Source organism: Mycolicibacterium arseniciresistens, from assembly GCF_030519285.1.
GTDB classification, from domain to species: domain Bacteria; phylum Actinomycetota; class Actinomycetes; order Mycobacteriales; family Mycobacteriaceae; genus Mycobacterium; species Mycobacterium arseniciresistens.
Window position 1 is genome coordinate 61,900 of the sequence record NZ_JAUMSQ010000013.1, and the last position, 18,730, is coordinate 80,629.

An 18,730-nucleotide genomic window follows, 5' to 3' on the forward strand; every position below is an offset into this window, starting at 1 on the left:
TCCGGTGCAAGTGTCCCATAGGTTCGCCGCATCGTCGGCGGTCTTCGATGATGAGCGTCTGGTGTCGTGCGCAGGCCTGGTACCGGTGATGGCCCTTGCCGAGCAGACCGGACTGTCATCGTCATTGGCCGACAAAGTTCGGTTCAGCTGCGAGCGGGTCAAGTCCGGTGCGGCCAATCCGTCGCCGAAGCTGACCACGCTGATCGCCGGGATGTGCACCGGCGCGGACAGCATCGACGACCTCGACGTAGTTCGTAGCGGCGGGATGAAGACCCTGTTCGGCGAGGTGTACGCCCCGTCGACCATCGGAACCTTGTTGCGGGAGTTCACCTTCGGCCATGCCCGGCAACTGGAGTCGGTGCTCAGTGAGCACGTGGGCGCTCTGTGCGAGCGTGTCGATCTGTTGCCCGGCGCCGACGGGCGGGTGTTCATCGACATCGACTCACTGCTGCGCCCGGTCTACGGCCAGGCCAAACAAGGTGCGAGCTACGGCCACACCAAAATCGCCGGCAAGCAGATCCTGCGCAAGGGTCTTTCCCCGTTGGTGACCACCATCAGCACCGAACACTGCGCTCCGGTGATCACCGGAGCACGACTGCGGGCGGGCAAGACCAACTCGGGCAAAGGCGCGGCCCGCATGATCGCCCAAGCCGTCGCCACCGCCCGCGGCGCCGGTGTCACCGGGCGCATCCTGGTGCGCGGCGACTCGGCCTACGGCAACAGCAGCGTGGTCACCGCCTGCCGCCGCGCCGGTGCCCGGTTCTCGCTGGTGCTGACCAAGACCGCCGCAGTCGTCGCGGCCATCGCCGACATCAATGACACCGCGTGGATCCCGGTGTGCTATCCCGCCGCGATCCCGACACCGGTGCCTGGATCTCCGATGCCGAAGTCGCCGAAACCACCTGCACCGCTTTCAGTTCCACGAAGACTCCGATCACGGCACGGTTGATCGTGCGCCGGGTCAAAGACGCCCGATACCCCGACGCCCTGTTCCCGGTCTGGCGATATCACCCGTTCTTCACCGACACCGACGAACCCGTCGACGTCGCTGACATCACTCACCGCCGCCACGCGATCATCGAAACCGTGTTCGCCGACCTCATCGACGGACCCCTGGCCCACATGCCCTCGGGACGTTTCGGGGCGAACTCTGCCTGGATACTGTGCGCGGCCATCGCCCACAACCTGCAGCGCGCCGCCGGCATCCTGGCCGGCGGTGCACACGCGGTGGCTCGCGGCGCCACCCTGCGCCGACGCCTCATCACCATCCCGGCCCGACTGGCCCGCCCCCAACGCCGACCCATCCTGCACCTACCAGCCCACTGGCCGTGGGCGACGCACTGGCTCCGATTGTGGCGCAACACCATCGGCCACAGCCCGCCAGCAACCGCCCCCACCTGACCAATCCGCCGAAAGGCCACGACCGGAGCACACAGGAAAAAGCTGGACAGACCAGCCGATACCCCCTGCTCACAGCCAGCAAGCGACCACCAAACCATTCCAGCCTCAGCCACGACAGCTCATCGGTGGATCAAGGCTTATGCCTCCTGGTTGTCTGGGCCGACAAGTCGCAACCTGCGCCACGACTCGCCTGTCGCCTTGCGCGATGGGTGCTTGAGCGTGTCTGACGTCGATGAGCTTCGGTGAATGGGTTGCTTCAGCTCCGTACGGCGGCGATCGACGACTCCACTCGATCAGCCTGCCCGCAGCAGAGCCCCGCGGCAGCGTCGAAACATGAATCGAACTCGGATTATCAGGCCGGGCGGCGCCGGATCGTCGCGCTGACCATCCTCAGATTCGGCGTGTTCGTCAGTAGACGGCACAGTTACGCAGCAAGGGCGTTCGCGGGACACGAACGACTAGGACCGCCCCAAGGCTTGTGTTGGGTTCAGTGCTACTTCGCCGAGCCAATAGCACATCAGTAGGGCGACCTCGACGTCTAATCGTTCCGCGGCGATCGGGCGACCGCGGCGCTCGAGTGCTCGATTTACGCGATACTTGACGGTATTGGCGTGTATCTGCAATTCGTTGGCGGCGGCTTTGAAGCTGGAACCGGCACGCAAGAACACCCTCAACGTGTCTCGTAGACGCTGGTCCGATGCAGTGTTCTGAGCCAACGGGCCCAGCACATCGTAAATCCATTCCTTCAGAGTCGCGTCATCGGTCATCAGCATCGAGGCCAGGGCCACACCGGGATCTCGTGCAGCGACGATCCGGTGCCGTGAGGAGCCGTCGGCTGCCACCGCGACCACACGGGCCTGCTCAGCCTGTCGGTAGGTGCGGCGGAAGCCTTCAATCCCCGGAAGTGGTTCACCGACGGAAAGTCTTGGGCCGTCAGGTTGAGCCCGGACGAAGTCGCGCAGCTGCGATAAATAGTCCGACGGGCGGTGAACCGTCATCCATGCGCATCCGACGAGGCGGTCGATGGAGAAGTAGACCGATTGCTTCGCTCCAGTGGCGGAGACCGCGTGTTGCATGAAGCGCTCCATGGCGATGAACTCGTCGGTGTCGGCGCCCGCATCTCGGTCGAGCCATACCATGAGAGCCACATGCGTTGCGCCCAAGAAGTACCTCATAGCCGACGACGCTTCGGTCAGGTCTACGTCGCGTCCGTTGAGGATGTCTCGAATGGCTTGTGCACGCAAACTTCGTCGGCGCTCGTCCCACTCCGCGCGTTCAGTCTGATATGTCTCCAAGACCTGCTCAGACATCCAGTCGATGTAGCGGAAAGACACACGGGTGATGTGTTCAATGAGCGCCAATTTCTCCTCGGGCGGTAGGTCCGCGCTCCGAAGGCCAGCGATGATGAGGTTCAATCCATACTGGTGCCCGAGCCTGTATGCCCGCAGCAGCGCGTTGACGGGTACCTCGCGTTGCGCCATCCTCCGGGCGTGTTCAAGGGCGGCCGTCGGTGACTCCATGCGGTCGAACGGGATCGAGTGACGGACGACGGAGAACCAAGTGTCTACGTTCGCGGCGACGGTGTCACTCAGTAGCTCTTTGAGCTGTTGATCGGCAGCGAGTTCGGCAACTTGCTCAATCAGAAGGCCATGTATGGACTCGGGCAATTCTCTGACGAGGTCGCCGAGGTCTCGGAATAGGTGATGAACCGCGTGACCGGGGGTGTCTTGAACTTCGGATGAATCAAGCACAGCTGCGACCGTACTCGATTACTTGTCTTTGCGAGACAACAGACGCCCGCAGGTTCGACCCTTCGAGACATACCGATCGCGGATCCGGGTATCTACGCTGTTAAGGAGCGGTGAGCCACGTTTTACCATTTCAGCAGCCGAACGAGGCATTGCTGTGGGCCACGGCGAACGGATGCGCGTGAAGAGGAAGGCGGAGGCATGAGTTGTCTGCTCGCAATAACCTTGTTTGCGGCCTTCGCGGCCGGAGCAGCCCCATTGCGAGGAACGATCAGCACCGCCCTGGCCGCAATAGACGACTTTCTCGATCGTTTCGGCCACGAAGTTTCCGGAACTGCTCATGCGAAGGAACGCCCGCCGCTCTGACGAGGTGGTCGAATCGGGCGCCGGATATGCCCGCCCGCCTCCCGCATACCGAAGCTGAAGCCTGGATAGCAGTAGGCTGTCCTCTGGACTCGCCCCCGGCCGTCGACTGACTCCAAGATCCCAACAGCAGCGCCGATCTGATCCGGGTCGCCCCGGCGGCGGGTGTGTTCGTCAAGGTGTGCGGGCACTGGTTCGGAGAACTCCGACCGCTCGATCCGACCTGGACAGCGCCCACCAGCAAAATGCTTCGGTTCGAATGATAATTCGGCCCAGGCGATGGTCGAACCATACGGTTTGGCATCGCTGCCTTCGGATGCGCCGATACTGCGCCGCCGGGGTTCCGTTCATGGAGGTAGTTCTGACACCTCGACAACGAACCAGAGTGGCCGGGCCGCGGCCATCGCAGGGCCCTGAAAGACGCTCAGTCCGACGAGTCGTTCAGCGTGCGGTCGAGAAAATCTGCGACTGCCGAAGTGAAGGCGTCGTTGTCGTCGCCCGCAACCATGTGGCCCGTGCCCGAAACGTCGACAGCCTCGGCGTGCGGTACGACTTCGAGGAACTCCTCGACCGACTGCTGCGACGTCACGTCGGAGTGAACGCCGCGAATGAGAAGCGTTGGTGCTCGCACGCGGCGGGCCCCTTCGATGAGAAGGTCGCTTATGGCGCCGAATTCTTTGGCACCAGTTGCTGGGTCGCCCTGCAGGAACTCGAAGTTGGAAGCTATGAACGCCGGATCCCATCGCCAGATCCACCGACCGTCGTCGCGCTGCTGCAAGACCTTTCGGAGACCGTCCAAGTTCTTGGGCCGAGCGCGATGCCGGTTGTACTGGGCAATGACGTCCGCGGCCGCGTCGAGCGTATCGAATCCGTCGGGATGGGCGCCCATGAAAGACACGACGCGGCGTGCTCCGTGAAACTCCATTCGCGGAGTTATGTCGACCAGTACGACGGCTCCCCACAGATCGGCAGGCGCCACCAAATGCGTTCCCAACACCGTCATGCCGCCCAAGGATGCGCCAACGACAGCTGGCGGGCGGCCATCGCTGGCATATCGGCGAATCGACAGCAGGTCGGATGCAAGTCGGTCGAGATCGTATCGACCATCGGGGTCCCACTCGCTGTCGCCGTGACCGCGGGCGTCGTAAGCGACGACGGTATACCCGCGCGCGTGTAAGCGGCGCGCGGTAGTCGCCCAGGCATGGCGGTTCTGTCCACCGCCGTGCAGCAGTATGACGACCGCGCGGGCGGATTCGTGTCGGTAGACATCGGCTGCAAGGGCGGTTCCGTCTTCGTTGCGGACGCGCTCGAACGTTGAGGTCATTTGCTGTGTCCTCGATGGTCGCCTTGGGCAGCGTTCTCGTTCCGCGACCGGATCACGAGGCGCTCTGGGCGACGACGGTCACTGTTCCCTGTGCGGCGCATACCGGGCGTCCCGTATTGGTGATGTCGATCCTGGCGACGCCGCTACGCTTCCCCAGCGCGATGATGTCGGCGACCGCAACGCAGACTCCACTGGACACCGGACGTAGGAGGTTCAGTTTGAATTCGGTTGTGGCCACCCATGACCCAGGTGGGATCACCGGATAGAACACCACGCCCAAGCAGTGGTCGACCATCGCTGACAGGCATCCGCCATGCAGAGTGCCGAAAGGAGTCAACAAATCGGCTCGGGCGTCCATTTCCACTACCAGTCTCCCGGCGGAGAACTCGATGTGGCGGAAGTCCAAGTACTTGGCGAGCCCTCCCGAGGTTCCCCCCGCGTGCTGGAGCTCCTCGGCTATTTGCTTGTTGAACTGGGGGAAGTCCATGGTCAGCGCCTCGTTTCGTTCAGCGATACCGATGCCATCGCTGAGACACTACTCCGCAGTTGTCGCAGCAATGCAACTGTGAGTGTCGGCCAGTAGCGCGGGAAGCAGGAATCGGCGCAAGAAAGCATCGATTCCTTCGGGGCTGCGGTGCCGGGGGCCGCGAACCGCGAGCAAGCTGAGGATGATGCGCAAAATCCATTCGGCGGCGTCATCGACCGAAACGCCGGCTTCGAGTTGATGCCAGTGTGCGGCGAACACGGGTCGCAGAAACTCGGCGACGAGTTCGAACAGCGCCACCGACGTTCCCTCGGCCAGTCCCACGCCGGCGAGTTCATCGTCGCTGGCGAAGAGCATGCCGATTATCGGTTCGCGGCGTGCCGCGCGCACCGTGACTGCAACGAAGTCCAATATGGCAGAGCCCAAGTCGGTGTGCGCCAAGATCCGTCCGCTGGTGCGGTGCAGGTAGCGTTCCGCTGCGCGGACGATGACACCGGATACGACGGATTCGCGACTAGCGAAGTAGCGATAGACCGTGGCGCGCGATACGCCCGCATGCCTGGCGATATCCTCCATCGTGGTGCCCGACAGCCCCTTGCCTTGCAGGCACGTTTCGGCGGCGTCGAGTAGGCGATCGCGCGCCATATCGCGGTTTCGCCCAGGAGTCGCGTCGCCCCGCCGCAACGATCTCTTCGTCACGGGTACGAGTATGCCCTGTCAAGGGACCCGCTCTGTCGAACACCCGCGGTTGTCGCATGGAAACGGATGTGACAATATCGCAGTCGTGTCGCATAGAAGACCTCGACGATGAGCGTGATCTGACCGTTGGCCATCCCACCACGCACTCCGGTTGTCGTCGGCGTCGGTGAACTGACACATCGCGGTGAAGGCACCGTCGATCCCATCGATTTGGCCGCCGAGGCCGCGCGTCGAGCGCTGCATGATGCTTCGGCCGCGATCGGGCATCGCATCGATACCGTGGCGACGCCCGGAATCTTGATGATCCCACGCGACAACCCCGCGTCGAGGATTGCCGAAGCGACTGGGCTGACGCCGGATCATCGCATCAGTTGTCCGGTCGGCGGCAACACCCCCCAGTATCTGGTCGAGGTCCTCGGCCGCCGCATTTGGCGCGGCGTCAGCGACGGGGCTCTGATCGTCGGAGCGGAAAGCGGCGCGTCAGCACGCAAAGTCGCATCCGGTAGCGCACTTTTGGAGCCCAAACCCATCGCAGCACAGGACGAGTCACTCGGTGACACCCGCCCGGGACTGAGCGAAGCCGAGGTGGGCGCCGGGTTACATTGGCCGCACGAGGTGTACCCGATCTTCGAATCCGCGATCGCGGCCCGATCAGGCCGCACATTCGACGAACAGCGCCGCTGGCTGGGTGACTTGATGGCTCCGTTCACGGTTGAGGCGTCCCGACATCTCGAGCAGGCCTGGTTTCCGCGTGCCCGTAGCGCAGACGAGCTCAGCACGGTCTCCCCGGCTAACCGGATGGTGTGCGAGCCGTATCCGAAGCTGCTCAACAGCATCATCGCCGTGGATATGGCTGCCGCTTTCGTGATCATGGCCGCCGAAGTCGCCGAGGAACTCGGAGTGCCCAGTGATCGTTGGGTCTTCCCGTGGTCGTCGGCCACATGCAACGACGTGTATTTCCCGGTTCAGCGGCCTGATCTGGGTCGTTCCGCCGGAATAAGGGCCGCCGGCAAGGCGGTATTGGCGGCCAGTGGACTTCACATCGACGACATTAGATGGTTTGATTTCTACTCTTGCTTTCCTTCCGCGGTCGAGGCGGCGATCGACGCCTTGGATCTCGACCCGGCGGATGACCGCGGGTTCACGGTGACCGGCGGACTGCCCTACCACGGAGGGCCGGGTAACAACTATGTCAGCCATTCGATCGTCGAGATGGTGCGACGCTGCAGGAGCGACCCGGACGCCGTCGGGCTCGTGTCCGGACTGGGCTGGTACATCACAAAGCACTCGCTGGGTCTGTGGTCGGCGACTCCACCGCCAACGGGATGGCAGACTCCGGACATGGCCGATGCGCAGTCTGCGATCGACGGCACCTCCCTCCCGGTCGCTTCTCCCGCCGACGCATCCGGAGAGGCGACCATAGATGGATACACGGTCGTGCACGACCGTGACCAAGGCCCCTCCTGGGTGCCGATTTTCGCGCGCATGACCGACGGCCGCCGCGTCGCGGCGCGCAGTGACGATGCCGAGGTGGCGGTGGCAATGTCACGAGACATGTGCGTCGGACACCAAGTCGCCGTGCGGCAGGCGGACGGACACGTCGAATTCGAACTGTCGTGAACGCCGACGCGCTCGTGCTGACCAAGCCGCGCACCCTTGAACGGCGGCATCTTCCGGTGCCGCGCATCGACGACGAGTCCGGTCTCCTGCGGATCGAGGCGTGCGGGCTCTGCGGAACCGACCACGAGCAGTTCAGCGGACACCTGCCGACGGGGTTCGCCTTCATCCCCGGACACGAGATCATCGGCGTCATCGAGGGAATCGGTGACGCCGCGCGCGAGCGTTGGGGCGTCTCGGTGGGTCAGCGAGTCGCCGTCGAGGTGTTCCGATCGTGTCGGGAGTGCGACTCGTGCGGCCGCGGCGAGTATCGCAGGTGCTCGAGCAACGGCCTCGCCACCATGTTCGGCTTCGTCGACGTGAACATCCCGCCCGGCCTGTGGGGAGGCTATGCAACCCACCTGCATCTGCCGTTCGATTCCATGCCGTTGCCGGTCCCGGACGGACTCGACCCGATCGTCGCGACGTTGTTCAATCCGCTTGGGGCAGGGATCAAATGGGCTGCCATGTTGCCCGAGACAAGCCCGGGCGACGTCGTCGCGGTCCTCGGACCAGGGATCCGCGGGATTTGTGCTGCCGTAGCCGCCAAGGAGGCCGGAGCGGCATTCGTCGCGATGACCGGGGTCGGCCCTCGCGACCGAACTCGGCTAGCCGCAGCCCACCAGTTCGGCGTGGACCTGACCATCGACGTCACCGAAGACGACCCGGCGCAGGCCCTGCAAATGGCGACCGGCCGGCTCGCAGATGTCGTCGTCGACGTCACCGCGAAGGCGCCAGCCGCATTCGCGGACGCCGTCGCACTCGCGCAGCCCGGCGGACGCGTGGTGGTCGCGGGCACACGCGGCGGCGGCGGAGCGCCGGGCTTCGAGCCAGACCTGCTCGTATTCAAGGAACTACGCATCTTCGGTTCGTTGGGGGTCGACTACCCCGCCTACCAGAGCGCCATCGAGCTGCTGGTCTCTAGGCGTTGGCCCTTCGAAGAATTGCACCGCGAGATCACCGGTTTCGCCGGCCTGCCCGGGCTGCTCGACCTTCTGGCCGGCAACGAGCCGGACCGGGTCCCCGCTCTGCACAACGTCTTTGTGCCGATCGCCTGACAGCGCCAACTAGCGCCCAACCGGAAGGATCCACCGTGAGCAGCCAAAGCCGGGTTGACATGCTTGCCCTGACAGATGCCCGCGAGCGCGCCGCTCAATGCGGGATTCCGGACGCCATGGCTGAACTGTCTGTTTTCAGGATCGCGCTTCATCAGCCCCCTGTAGCCGTCGCATTGCATGGAATGCTGGAGGCGTTGCTGTGGAAAGGCGCGCTGGATGCGCGGCTACGGGAGCTGATCATCATGCGAATCGGCTGGGTCACTGATTCGGTCTATGAGTGGACGCAACACTGGAGGGTTGCCCGCTTGCTCGATGTGCCCGAACGCGACCTGCTCGGGGTGCGCGACTGGCAGAACGCCGGCCACTTCGGCGAAGCCGAGCGGGCGGTACTGGCGGCGACAGACGAGACGTTGCGTGACGGCACCATCTCGGATGAAACCTGGGCTGAGTGTCAGCGCGCGTTGCACGGGGACCCGGCCGTCCTCGTCGAACTCGTCGCCGCGATCGGGAATTGGAGATTGTTCTCAGCGCTGCTGCGGTCCTTGCACGTGCCGCTAGAAGACGGCCTCGAAGGATGGCCCCCTGACGGAGTTCGACCCTCCGTTGACTGAAGGGTGATCGGCTCGCCATGTCGACTCCGTGCTATGACTCTGCCCCTAGCACCTGTTGGTCGGGATCTGACGATGTCGAACGGTCGGGCGGTTGCATCTGCAGACGGCGATTCCACCACCGAGGATTGCGCCGGGCCTGAAGACTGAGCCGACGGAATTCCATCCGCTGCAGTCGAAGGAGAACTGGAACACCCAGCAGCGGGACGATCGCACCACGGACCGCACCTCGGCGACCATTCTCCAGCAATCCGGCTACAGCACTGAGCCCCGAAATGTAAAGAATACCGTTGTAAGGCACCAGGATTGGGCCGCATAGTCCTTCGCACTCGGACAGGCTTGGCACACCAAATCTCCAGCGCTTCGGCCAGTGTATGAAGTGAGCCAACACGGTCGTCAGGAACAGGCCGTTCACAACACCGAGGACAGCCTCGTGACGCTTATCGGCACGTTCCGCCATGCGAAGTACTACTGCGGTGCTCATGCCCCAACCCGTCGCTGCCGGCACCGGACCAATCACCGACGCGAACGGCATCGCAACTCCGGACAGCAATTCGTAGAAGACATGCGCGCTCGCTGACACGGCGCCAACTTGTGTGCAGATTTGCCGGGACGTCTTCGGACGCTGACGGGACGGCGGTAATGGCCCTTCCGCCCGCATCAGCGGAATGCCTGAACGCGCGATGCGGCCACGGCGCAACGCACTTCTTCGTGAAGAGGTCGTTCCATATGGCGGCTTTCACCACAAAAGTACTTGTCGACCTACACGTTACTCCGTAGCTGTTGGCCGCCATCGGCGTCGAAGAGTTCCTTGGTCCAACGTTCGAGGATTTCTGCGCTATCCCAGTCGTCGGGATGGAACCCGGCGTGGGTGTAGGAACGGAAGCGCTCAATCGCTGCTCGGCTGAACAGCGGGTTATGACGGAAGGCTCGAAGGCTGCGCAGCAACCGCACCGGGTTGTAGGCGGCACGATCGCCGGCCAGAGAGCGGGTGGTCTGGATGACCAACTCGGTGAACAATAGGAGACTGGCGATCCGCATTCCCCAGACCCTGGTGCGTTCGCTTCCACCGACCGTCTCGTAGACATCGAAAGCGACGGCCTTGTGCTCGCATTCCTCCAGTGCGTGCCAAAGCAGAATCGGCCGCACCTCGGTGTAGCCGATCAGTTCTTGAGCTTCGTCGCTGGTGAGAATGATCTCGGCGAATGTCGCCGTGTAGTGCTCGAGGGCTGCCGTCACAGCCAGGCGCATCTTGGGAGAAAAACGCTTCTCGAGTCGGCCAACCAACTTCTTGATATGCCGATCGATCCCCTCGGTGGGATAGCCCATCGCTTGAAGGCGATCGTTGAGCAGCCGATGCTGGTGCCGGTGGGTGGCCTCTTGAGCGATGAATCCCTTGACCGCCTCCTTCAGGTCAGCGTCGCTGATGTGGTCCCGGTACTCGCGGACTGACCGGATGAAGAAGTCTTCGCCTTCGGGGAACGTGGCCGACAAGGTGGACACAAAGTGGCTCATCACCAAGTCGCCATCGACGAAGTGCTGCCGACTGGTCTCAGCAGGCATGTCGAATCGGACACGGCGGGGCTTCGGGACGACCCGCGTGGTGGGCCGTGTGGACGAATCGTCGCTCATGTTGTTCTCCTGTTGTCATGGGCACTGATGATCTGACTTTACGCCTAGTCAGAATTAGATGGCAAGCTATGCGTTGTGCGATCGGTGCGGGTGTACAGCGGGATGTCCGCCGAGGAGCGTCACCGGAACAGGCGCACGCGTCTCATCGAGGCCGCGATGGAGTTGATCGGCACGCACGGCGTTGCCGCCGCCACGGTGACTGCCGTATGCGCTGAGTCCGGCGTGACGTCACGCTACTTCTATCAGCATTTCCCTGACAGAGACGCCCTCTTGCGAGCTGTCTACCAGCAGCTCTACGCAACCTTCCAGGAGGTGATAGTTGACGCGATCCCCGATGCCGGCGCCCCACCCGAGGTGCTCGCGTACGCGCCGATCCGCGGGCTGGTCAGCATGATCAACAATGATCCTCGACTGGGTCGGATCTTGTTCGTGGAATCTGCAACGGAGCCGCTGCTTCGGGAGTTACGCAGCGACATGATGACCGGTTTCACCGACCTCGTATTGCGTGAGGCCAGACTTCACCTTGACATCGCCGACTCCGCAGTGGGCGTTGCCCATTTGGCCTCGACATTGGGTGTGGGTGGGTTATTCGAAGTCTTGCGCCGCTGGCTCGACGGAGAACTCGAGTTCACCACCGATGAACTCGTTCAGCACTGCGCAGGTTTCCTGGGCAGCCTCGGCAGCTATGTGCTGCTGCAGAACGCAGTCGAGTCGGCCACGACCAAAGCCAAACCTCAGAGTTAGCTTCTGGCGCCTCCCGGCCGCGCTTCGCGAATGTCGAGGTGCCTCCGCTTGCTTCATTCCGGACTGAACACATGAACGCCGCTGTACAACATTAGAGGCCAGCGTCGTCGACCAAATAACGTTCGGCGAGCGTCTCGGCAAGCCGACTCGTGTGCTCCACGATCTCCCCCTGGATGACGTCAAGCAAACCTGCATGCCATGCGGTGATCAATTCGACGAAGCCACCAACGGCCACCAGTGTGTCCATCCGAAGGGCGGTTTCATCGGCTTCCGGCCTCAGGTGTGGCTCACTGGCTGCGATCACCAGGTGTGTCGCCTCCTGCAGTGCGACAGCGCGCCGATCCTGAAGCGGGGAACTGCCCACGTGTTGAGCCAGTAGAATCTTCGCCCTGCCCGGATCCTCTGCAATCCGGTCGACCACCGCGGCGATGGTCACGCGGATGGTCTCCATCGGCGGCTGCCCGATGCGTTCTGCGAGCGTCGCAGAAACCTCACCGAGCATCTCGTTGCGCACGCCGTCCCATGCAGCGACAAGTAACTCGTCGCGGGTCTTGAAGTCTTCGTAGAAGTAACGGTCGTTCAGGCCGGTTTTGGCGCACACTCCTCTCATCGTGACTGCTGCCCAACCGCTTTCACTCCAGATTTCCGTCGCGGCATCAATGAGGCGCTGACGGCGCTCCGCCCGGCGTTCAGCACCGGTACGCCCGCCCCATCTCTTCGACCGCGTCCGCACATGTCCATCTTGGCAAGCCACAGTAGGTCGCAACACTTTGGTAGCATCCGCCCCCAATGGGGGCGCGTGCCACCATAGGACTCCGCGGAGGGCAGCGATTGACGATCAGAACGCTCAAACTTCGAGTTCTCAGAGACGTGGCAGCGGCTGTCGTCATTCCCGCCCCCAGCAGTGATCGTGCGGCACTGGCGACGGTGGCGGTAGGAGGCGCCCTGCACGCCGTGCAGGTATTCGCGGCCGACTGGCCCGCCGCAATCCCGTAGGGAGTCGACTCATGACGCTCTTGAGCGAGGCCCCCACCGGTCGCCGTCACCACTTGCACTACGTGCGGTAGCGTACCGATACCGGCAGTATCGCTACCAGTGGAGGCCAAGTGACCGACGGCAGTGCAGATGCCCCAAGCCAGGCCAAGCGGCCTGGTCGGCGCGCCAACGGATCCACCGACCCGGCCGACACTCGCGAGTACAGCGAACGGTTGGCGACCCTGGCCCGGTTCACCCTCCGACACAAAGCGCTCGTCATCGGGGTATGGCTAGGCGCCGCGGTGGTTCTCGCGCTGCTGTTCCCACAGCTGGAAACCGTGGTGCGCCAACAGTCGGTGGACCTCATTCCTCGCGACGCCCCGTCCTTGCAGACGGTTGACCGCATGAGCGCCGCGTTCGGCGAAGAAGGCTCGAAAACCATGGTGTTCGTCGCCATGGAAGACCCCACTGGCTTGACTCCAACTGCACGGCAGCGCTACGGCGAACTCGTGCGCCGGTTGCAGGCCGAGGGCGACCACGTCCTGCTGGTGCAGGACCTGCTGGCCGATCCGATTACCGAAGCTCAGGCAGTCAGCGCCGACCGCAAAGCCTGGTATCTGCCCGTCGGTGTCACCGGCACCCTCGGAGACCCCACGGCAGCCGAATCCTTGAACGCGGTGCGCGACATCGCCGCGGAGGTGTTCACCGGATCGACCACGACCGTCCAAGTGACGGGACCACCGGCGACCTTCAGCGACATGATCGCCTCCGCCGAGCACGACCTGCTGTTGATCTCGATCGCTACCGCCGGCGTGATCGCCCTGATCTTGCTGATCGTCTACCGGTCAGTGTTCACCGCGCTGTTGCCACTGCTGGTAATCGGGTTGAGCCTGGCGGTTGGGCGCGGCGTGCTATCCGCCCTCGGCGAGATGGGCATGCCGGTCTCCCAGTTCACCGTCGCATTCATGACGGCGATCCTGCTCGGCGCCGGAACTGATTACACAGTTTTTCTGATCAGCCGGTACCACGAGCAGCGCCGCGCCCAAGTACCCGCCGATCAGGCGATCATCCACGCCACCGCCAGCATCGGGCGCGTCATCCTGGCGTCCGCCGCCACCGTGGCACTCGCGTTCTTGGCCATGGTCTTCGCGCGGCTCAGCGTCTTCGCCGCCCTGGGCCCCGCGTGTGCCATCGCCGTGCTGTTCGGATTTCTGGCGACCGTCACCCTGCTGCCACCCGTGCTGTCGCTAGCCGCCAAACGCGGCATCGGTGAACCCAAATCCGATCGCACCCGCCGCTACTGGAACAGCGTCGCCGTCGCCGTGGTCCGCCGTCCGGTGCCACTGCTGATCGTCAGCCTGGCCATCCTGCTCGCCCTGTCGGCAGCCGCTGCGACCATCAAAATCAGCTACGACGACCGCAAGGGACAACCAGACACCACGGCCAGCAACCAGGGCTACCAACTTCTGGACCGCCACTTCCGCAAGGACGTCGTCATCAGCGAGTTCCTCGTCGTAGAGAACCCGACCGACATGCGGACCGGGAGGGGGCTGGCCGATCTCGACGAGATGGCCTCTCGCGTCTCCCAGATCCCCGGCGTCACCAGGGTGTCCGGAGTCACCCGCCCCACCGGGGAGCGCCTCGACCAAGCAGAACTGGCCTGGCAGAACGGCCAGATCGGCGAGAAAATGGCCGGCGCGGTCGCCGAGGGCAACTCACGCAAGGACGACCTCGCCAAACTCACCGGCGGCGCCGACCAGCTCGCCGACGGCCTCGCCCAACTCGATGGCACGGTGCGCACCGCCCTCGCGCCACTGGCCGGAATCCTCACCCAAGCTCAATCCGCGGGAACTCAGGTCAACCAGTTCCGCCCACTGCTGCAACAACTTTCCGCCACCGCCCCCGCCGTCGACCAAGCCATCCAATCCGGCCCAGGACTGCGACCGCTGGCCAACCAGGCGCAGAACGCGATCACCCAGCTCGATCCACTCGTGGGCGCGCTCAACACCTCACCGTGGTGTGCCGCCACCCCGCAGTGCGCCCAAATTCGTGACCAGGTGAAGATTTTGGTCAGCCTGCGCGACAGCGGATTCTTCGACCAGATCGCCGACCTCGGGGACCGCTACGATCCCGCGACCAATGCCACCGTTGGTGGCACCCTCTCCAACGTCCAGAACGCAGTCGCCTCGCTGGACAAGGCATTCGGAGCCCTCGGTGACCCCGCCGACCTAGCCACCAATCTCCGCCGATTGCAGGAGGGAATCGGACAGCTCGCCTCCGGCGCTCAAGCACTCGCGACCGGTGTCCGCACCCTCGCCGACAGCAACATCGAAATGCTGTCCGGTATGAGCCAGATCGCCACCCAACTACAGAATTCCTCACGCGCAGCGGCGGACTCCGACTCCTCGAGCGGTTTCTACTTGCCCGCTAATGCATTCGAGAACCGGCAATTCACCGATGTTGCCAAGCAATTCCTCTCACCGGACGGCAAGACCGCGCGGTTCATGATCGAAAGCAGCCACGACCCTTACAGCGTCGAAGCCATGGAGCTCGCCAGCCGCATCACCGACACCGCCAACACCGCACGACCCAACACGTCGCTCGCCGACGCCACCGTATCCGTCGCCGGCTTCCCCGCCGTCAACTCCGATATCCAACGATTCCTATGGGCCGACTTCGCACAACTGGCCGTCGCCACCATAATCATCGTCGGCGTCATCCTGGTCCTACTGCTGCGCGCACTCCTGGCACCGCTCTACCTCTTAGGCACCGTCGTGCTCAACTACCTCGCCTCGCTCGGCATCGGCGTTGTGGTATTCCAATGGGGACTGGGCTACGAAATCGCTTGGCCCGTACCATTACTGGCATTCATCATCCTCGTCGCCGTCGGCGCCGACTACAACATGCTGCTCGTCTCACGGCTCCGCGAAGAATCCGGGACCAACATCCGCGTCGGCGTCCTGCGCACCGTGGCAAACACCGGAGCCGTCATCACCTCAGCTGGTCTGATATTCGCCGCCAGCATGTTCGGCCTCATGGTCGGCTCAGTCGCAATCATGATCCAAGCCGGCCTCATCATCGGCTTCGGATTGCTGCTCGATACCTTCCTCGTGCGCACCCTCACCGTGCCCGCCATCGCCACACTTCTACGCGAAGCCAGCTGGTGGCCTTCCAAAGCAACGCGGACCCCAGTAGCTGACACCGCCACGCAGAAATAAGGAGCAACGCACTACTAGTGGAAGCGAGGAATGCGAGGAACGCGAGGTCCATTCGCAGACGTGATCTTTGGTTGCGGATCCGTCGTGATCTGGTGTTGCAAGCCCGTCGAGTAAGCGTCCAAACTGACATCCTGATTTCAAGGTTCCCGCTCTCGGTAAATCAAAGGCGGCCTTGACCACCAAGGTGTCTCAGTCCGCAGGCAGTCCGCAGTAGATTTTCGCGACTCCTGCGCGCGCCAACCCACCCAATGCAGCTGAGCTGGGAAAACTTACGCGGGCCAACGTACCCAACGTCATCAAAACCCCAGGTGGCGTGGTTCGGGACGAAGAGGTCGTGGGTTCGAATCCCGCCACCCCGACTCAGTGCAGGTGGAGGCCCTGATCCGGTAGGTCCGGTCAGGGCCTTGTTGCGTAGGTGTCGAGAGTGAGCACAGCAGGTATGTGCCGGAGCCTGCGAGGATGGACTGCGTGGCTGAAGCGAATCGCCTGCCCGGGCAGCCCGAGACCCCAGAAGTCACGATGATGGATTCCCGCACGGCATCAACGCTGGTGTTCTTGTCCTCGGCTGCAGTGCTGGTGGTCGAGATCACCGCGCTGAGACTGCTGGCTCCGTATCTGGGACTGACACTCGAAACCAGCACGTTGGTCATCGGAATCGCGCTTTGCGCAATCGCTTTCGGATCCTGGATGGGAGGGCGTGTCGCCGACCGGAGGGATCCGCGTCATCTCATCGGGCCTGCGCTGGGCGTGTCCGGGGCTGTCGTGGCGTTCACGCCGGCGCTGCTGCGAAGTGTGGCCGAGTGGGCGCCACCTGCCCTGATGCCGATGGCATCGGTGACCATTCTGGTGCCGGGTGCGCTGCTGTCCGCGGTGACGCCGATGGTGACGAAGCTGCGACTGAGCAGGCTCGCCGAGACCGGCACGGTGGTGGGGCAACTGTCCGGAGTAGGCACCGCGGGCGCGATCGCCGGAACCGTGCTGACCGGCTTCGTCCTGATCTCGCGGCTACCGGTTACCGCCATCCTGGTCGGCCTCGGGGTGTTGTTGGTTGCAGGCGCCGGCTTGTTCGAGTGGCGAAGCCGCAGGTGGAGCGGTGCTGGTGCGGCAGCATTGGCGCTCGTGACCGTGGCGGGTGGTGTCGCCGGCTACGTCGCACCCGGCGGGTGCGACGCGGAAACGCAATACCACTGCGCCCGGCTGATCGCAGACCCCGACCGCAGCAGCGGCCGCACCCTGGAACTCGACGGTGTGCGGCACTCGTACGTCGACGTCGACGATCCGACGTTCCTGCAATTCACCTACATCCGTGCCGTCGCCTCTGTCGTCGATGCGTCGTTTCCCGGCTCCGAACCACTGACGGCCTATCACCTCGGCGCAGGAGGGCTGACGTTTCCCCGCTATCTCGCCGCCCGCCGGCCCGGCACGGACAACGTTGTCTCCGAGATCGACGGCGGAGTGGTGCGCATCGACCGCGACGTACTCGGCGCATCAGAAACCGGGATCGACCTTCGCGTCGAAGACGGCAGACTCGGCCTGCGCCGACTCGATGCCGGCAGCCGCGATCTCATTGTCGGGGACGCCTTCGGCGGTGTGAGTGTGCCGTGGCACCTCACCACCGTCGAGGCGATGGCCGACGTGCGCAGAGTCCTGAAACCCGACGGCATGTACGTCGCCAACCTCATCGACTACGGGGATCAGGCTTTCGCGCGCGCGGAGGTCGCGACCTTGAGGCACACCTTCGATCGAGTCATTCTCGCGGGCGAATCCAACGATCTCGGCCTCGATCCGACAACCCCGCCGGACGGCGGCAATCTGGTCGTGGTGGCCTCCGACCGCCGACTTGATCAGGGCAGGCTCCAAACAGCGCTCGACACCCGTGAAACGCGATGGACCCTTGTCGCCGACGCCCACTTGTCCGCTTGGATCGGCGACGCACAGGTGCTCACCGATGACTACGCACCGGTCGACCAACTTCTCGAGCCCTACCCCGCGCCGCACAGTCGGTGAGTGCCCGAAGCCGTTCTGCCGATCCGCCCGCGCGCCGCTCATGTCACTTGGGCGCGGCGATGCCTATTGCGGGTGGGTCGCAAGGTAGTCCGCGACGGGGACCGGCGATGTCGCGGAGTATCCGACGGGCAGCAGCACGTCACCGGCCGTCGTGCGGTAGTAGACCTCCCACCGGTGGTACCCGGTGAACGCCGCGGGGTCGGCCGCGAGCACCGCCGCGTAGTCCGTGATGCCCTGCACGTAGTCCTCGGAGTTGTTGTACCGGAACAGCGCACGTCCGGGATCGGTCGCGAAGCCGTTGGCGGCCAGATGGCGCCCGGCGGCCAGGATGCTGTCCCGCGGGGCGTAGATGTCACCCCCGTCGCCGTACGCGGCGAACGTCGAGGGCAGGAACTGCATCGGTCCCTGCGCTCCCGCGGTACTGGTGCCCACGATGCTGCCGAGCCGGGTCTCGACCAGGTTGATCGCGGCCAGATAGTTCCAGCCCACCCCGGACGCCGCCTCGGCCTCGCGGTAGTGGCTCAGCAGTTCCTGCGCCGGCCGCGGCGGGTCGATCCGCCAGGCGGGCAACGTGTCCTTCGCCTCGCCCTGCAGTAGCGCGTCGAGCGCGCGGCGCGCGGAGACGTTGAGGTCGAAGACCGTCAGCAGCGACTGAGGGATTCGGGGACGGGTGACCGCGTCCCATTCGGGATGCCTGCCGATTGCGCGGTAGGCCGCCTGCTGGCGCCGCGCCGCCGCCCGCAGCACGTCCTCCGGCGACGACGGGTCGCGCAGCGCGCGCTCGTCGGCAACCAGGTCGTCCGCGATTTGGGC

At 64.1% G+C, this 18,730-nt stretch carries 15 protein-coding genes and 1 pseudogene; 8 read left to right on the forward strand and 8 right to left on the reverse strand.

Going from position 1 to position 18,730, the window contains the following annotated elements:
* The first annotated feature begins 4 nt into the window (after window positions 1-4).
* Window positions 5-1,401: pseudogene (locus Q2100_RS03660) on the forward strand (IS1380 family transposase).
* Between the two features lie 458 nt (window positions 1,402-1,859).
* Here Q2100_RS03660 and Q2100_RS03665 read toward each other — a convergent pair.
* Window positions 1,860-3,152: a PucR family transcriptional regulator gene (locus Q2100_RS03665; RefSeq protein WP_078290120.1), complete on the reverse strand. Its 1,293-nt coding sequence runs from the start codon at window positions 3,150-3,152 to the stop codon at window positions 1,860-1,862.
* Between the two features lie 198 nt (window positions 3,153-3,350).
* On the opposite strand from Q2100_RS03665, the gene Q2100_RS03670 reads away from it, so the two are divergent.
* The gene (locus Q2100_RS03670; RefSeq protein WP_264025454.1) at window positions 3,351-3,515 is read left to right on the forward strand and encodes a hypothetical protein; all 165 of its coding nucleotides are present in this window, start codon (window positions 3,351-3,353) and stop codon (window positions 3,513-3,515) included.
* Window positions 3,516-3,936: 421 nt separating this feature from the next.
* Here Q2100_RS03670 and Q2100_RS03675 read toward each other — a convergent pair whose 3' ends face one another.
* From Q2100_RS03675 to Q2100_RS03685, 3 genes are read right to left on the reverse strand one after another with little or no spacing between them, the layout of a single operon-like run.
* The gene (locus Q2100_RS03675) at window positions 3,937-4,836 is read right to left on the reverse strand and encodes an alpha/beta fold hydrolase (RefSeq protein WP_011895462.1); all 900 of its coding nucleotides are present in this window, start codon (window positions 4,834-4,836) and stop codon (window positions 3,937-3,939) included.
* A gap of 52 nt (window positions 4,837-4,888) precedes the next feature.
* Window positions 4,889-5,323, reverse strand: coding sequence for a PaaI family thioesterase (locus Q2100_RS03680; protein WP_011895463.1), 435 nt, complete (start codon window positions 5,321-5,323; stop codon window positions 4,889-4,891).
* A gap of 48 nt (window positions 5,324-5,371) precedes the next feature.
* Complete coding sequence (locus tag Q2100_RS03685) at window positions 5,372-5,965, reverse strand: TetR/AcrR family transcriptional regulator (RefSeq protein ID WP_011895464.1); 594 nt, start codon at window positions 5,963-5,965, stop codon at window positions 5,372-5,374.
* A 180-nt stretch (window positions 5,966-6,145) separates the two neighbouring features.
* Here Q2100_RS03685 and Q2100_RS03690 point away from each other — a divergent pair, with 180 nt between their 5' ends.
* The 3 genes from Q2100_RS03690 to Q2100_RS03700 are packed head-to-tail and all read left to right on the forward strand — an operon-like array spanning window position 6,146 to window position 9,344.
* Window positions 6,146-7,639, forward strand: coding sequence for an acetyl-CoA acetyltransferase (locus Q2100_RS03690; protein ID WP_067992167.1), 1,494 nt, complete (start codon window positions 6,146-6,148; stop codon window positions 7,637-7,639).
* Entirely contained in the window at window positions 7,636-8,733 is a 1,098-nt protein-coding gene (locus Q2100_RS03695; protein WP_043985022.1) for a zinc-dependent alcohol dehydrogenase, read from the forward strand. Before Q2100_RS03690 ends, Q2100_RS03695 begins: the two co-directional genes overlap by 4 nt.
* 35 nt (window positions 8,734-8,768) lie before the next feature.
* Window positions 8,769-9,344 (forward strand): carboxymuconolactone decarboxylase family protein, encoded by a 576-nt coding sequence (locus Q2100_RS03700; protein WP_041800308.1) that lies wholly within the window; start codon window positions 8,769-8,771, stop codon window positions 9,342-9,344.
* Window positions 9,345-9,375: 31 nt separating this feature from the next.
* On the opposite strand, the gene Q2100_RS03705 is transcribed toward Q2100_RS03700, so the two are convergent.
* On the reverse strand, window positions 9,376-9,924 hold the full coding sequence (locus Q2100_RS03705) for a hypothetical protein (protein WP_052537336.1): 549 nt from the start codon (window positions 9,922-9,924) through the stop codon (window positions 9,376-9,378).
* A 179-nt stretch (window positions 9,925-10,103) separates the two neighbouring features.
* Window positions 10,104-10,973, reverse strand: coding sequence for a metal-dependent hydrolase (locus Q2100_RS03710; protein ID WP_011895469.1), 870 nt, complete (start codon window positions 10,971-10,973; stop codon window positions 10,104-10,106).
* Between the two features lie 75 nt (window positions 10,974-11,048).
* Here Q2100_RS03710 and Q2100_RS03715 point away from each other — a divergent pair, with 75 nt between their 5' ends.
* Window positions 11,049-11,717: a TetR/AcrR family transcriptional regulator gene (locus Q2100_RS03715; RefSeq protein ID WP_232783764.1), complete on the forward strand. Its 669-nt coding sequence runs from the start codon at window positions 11,049-11,051 to the stop codon at window positions 11,715-11,717.
* A gap of 91 nt (window positions 11,718-11,808) precedes the next feature.
* Here Q2100_RS03715 and Q2100_RS03720 read toward each other — a convergent pair whose 3' ends face one another.
* Complete coding sequence (locus tag Q2100_RS03720; RefSeq protein WP_085981140.1) at window positions 11,809-12,450, reverse strand: TetR/AcrR family transcriptional regulator; 642 nt, start codon at window positions 12,448-12,450, stop codon at window positions 11,809-11,811.
* Window positions 12,451-12,823: 373 nt separating this feature from the next.
* Here Q2100_RS03720 and Q2100_RS03725 point away from each other — a divergent pair, with 373 nt between their 5' ends.
* Both Q2100_RS03725 and Q2100_RS03730 read left to right on the forward strand, forming a co-directional pair.
* A complete protein-coding gene (locus Q2100_RS03725) occupies window positions 12,824-15,910 on the forward strand; it encodes an MMPL/RND family transporter (protein ID WP_067992162.1) in 3,087 nt (1,028 codons plus the stop codon).
* Between the two features lie 468 nt (window positions 15,911-16,378).
* On the forward strand, window positions 16,379-17,917 hold the full coding sequence (locus Q2100_RS03730; RefSeq protein WP_302912867.1) for a fused MFS/spermidine synthase: 1,539 nt from the start codon (window positions 16,379-16,381) through the stop codon (window positions 17,915-17,917).
* A 63-nt stretch (window positions 17,918-17,980) separates the two neighbouring features.
* On the opposite strand, the gene Q2100_RS03735 is transcribed toward Q2100_RS03730, so the two are convergent.
* Window positions 17,981-18,730: lytic transglycosylase domain-containing protein (locus Q2100_RS03735; RefSeq protein ID WP_302912868.1), on the reverse strand; the 750-nt coding region annotated here is incomplete at its 5' end.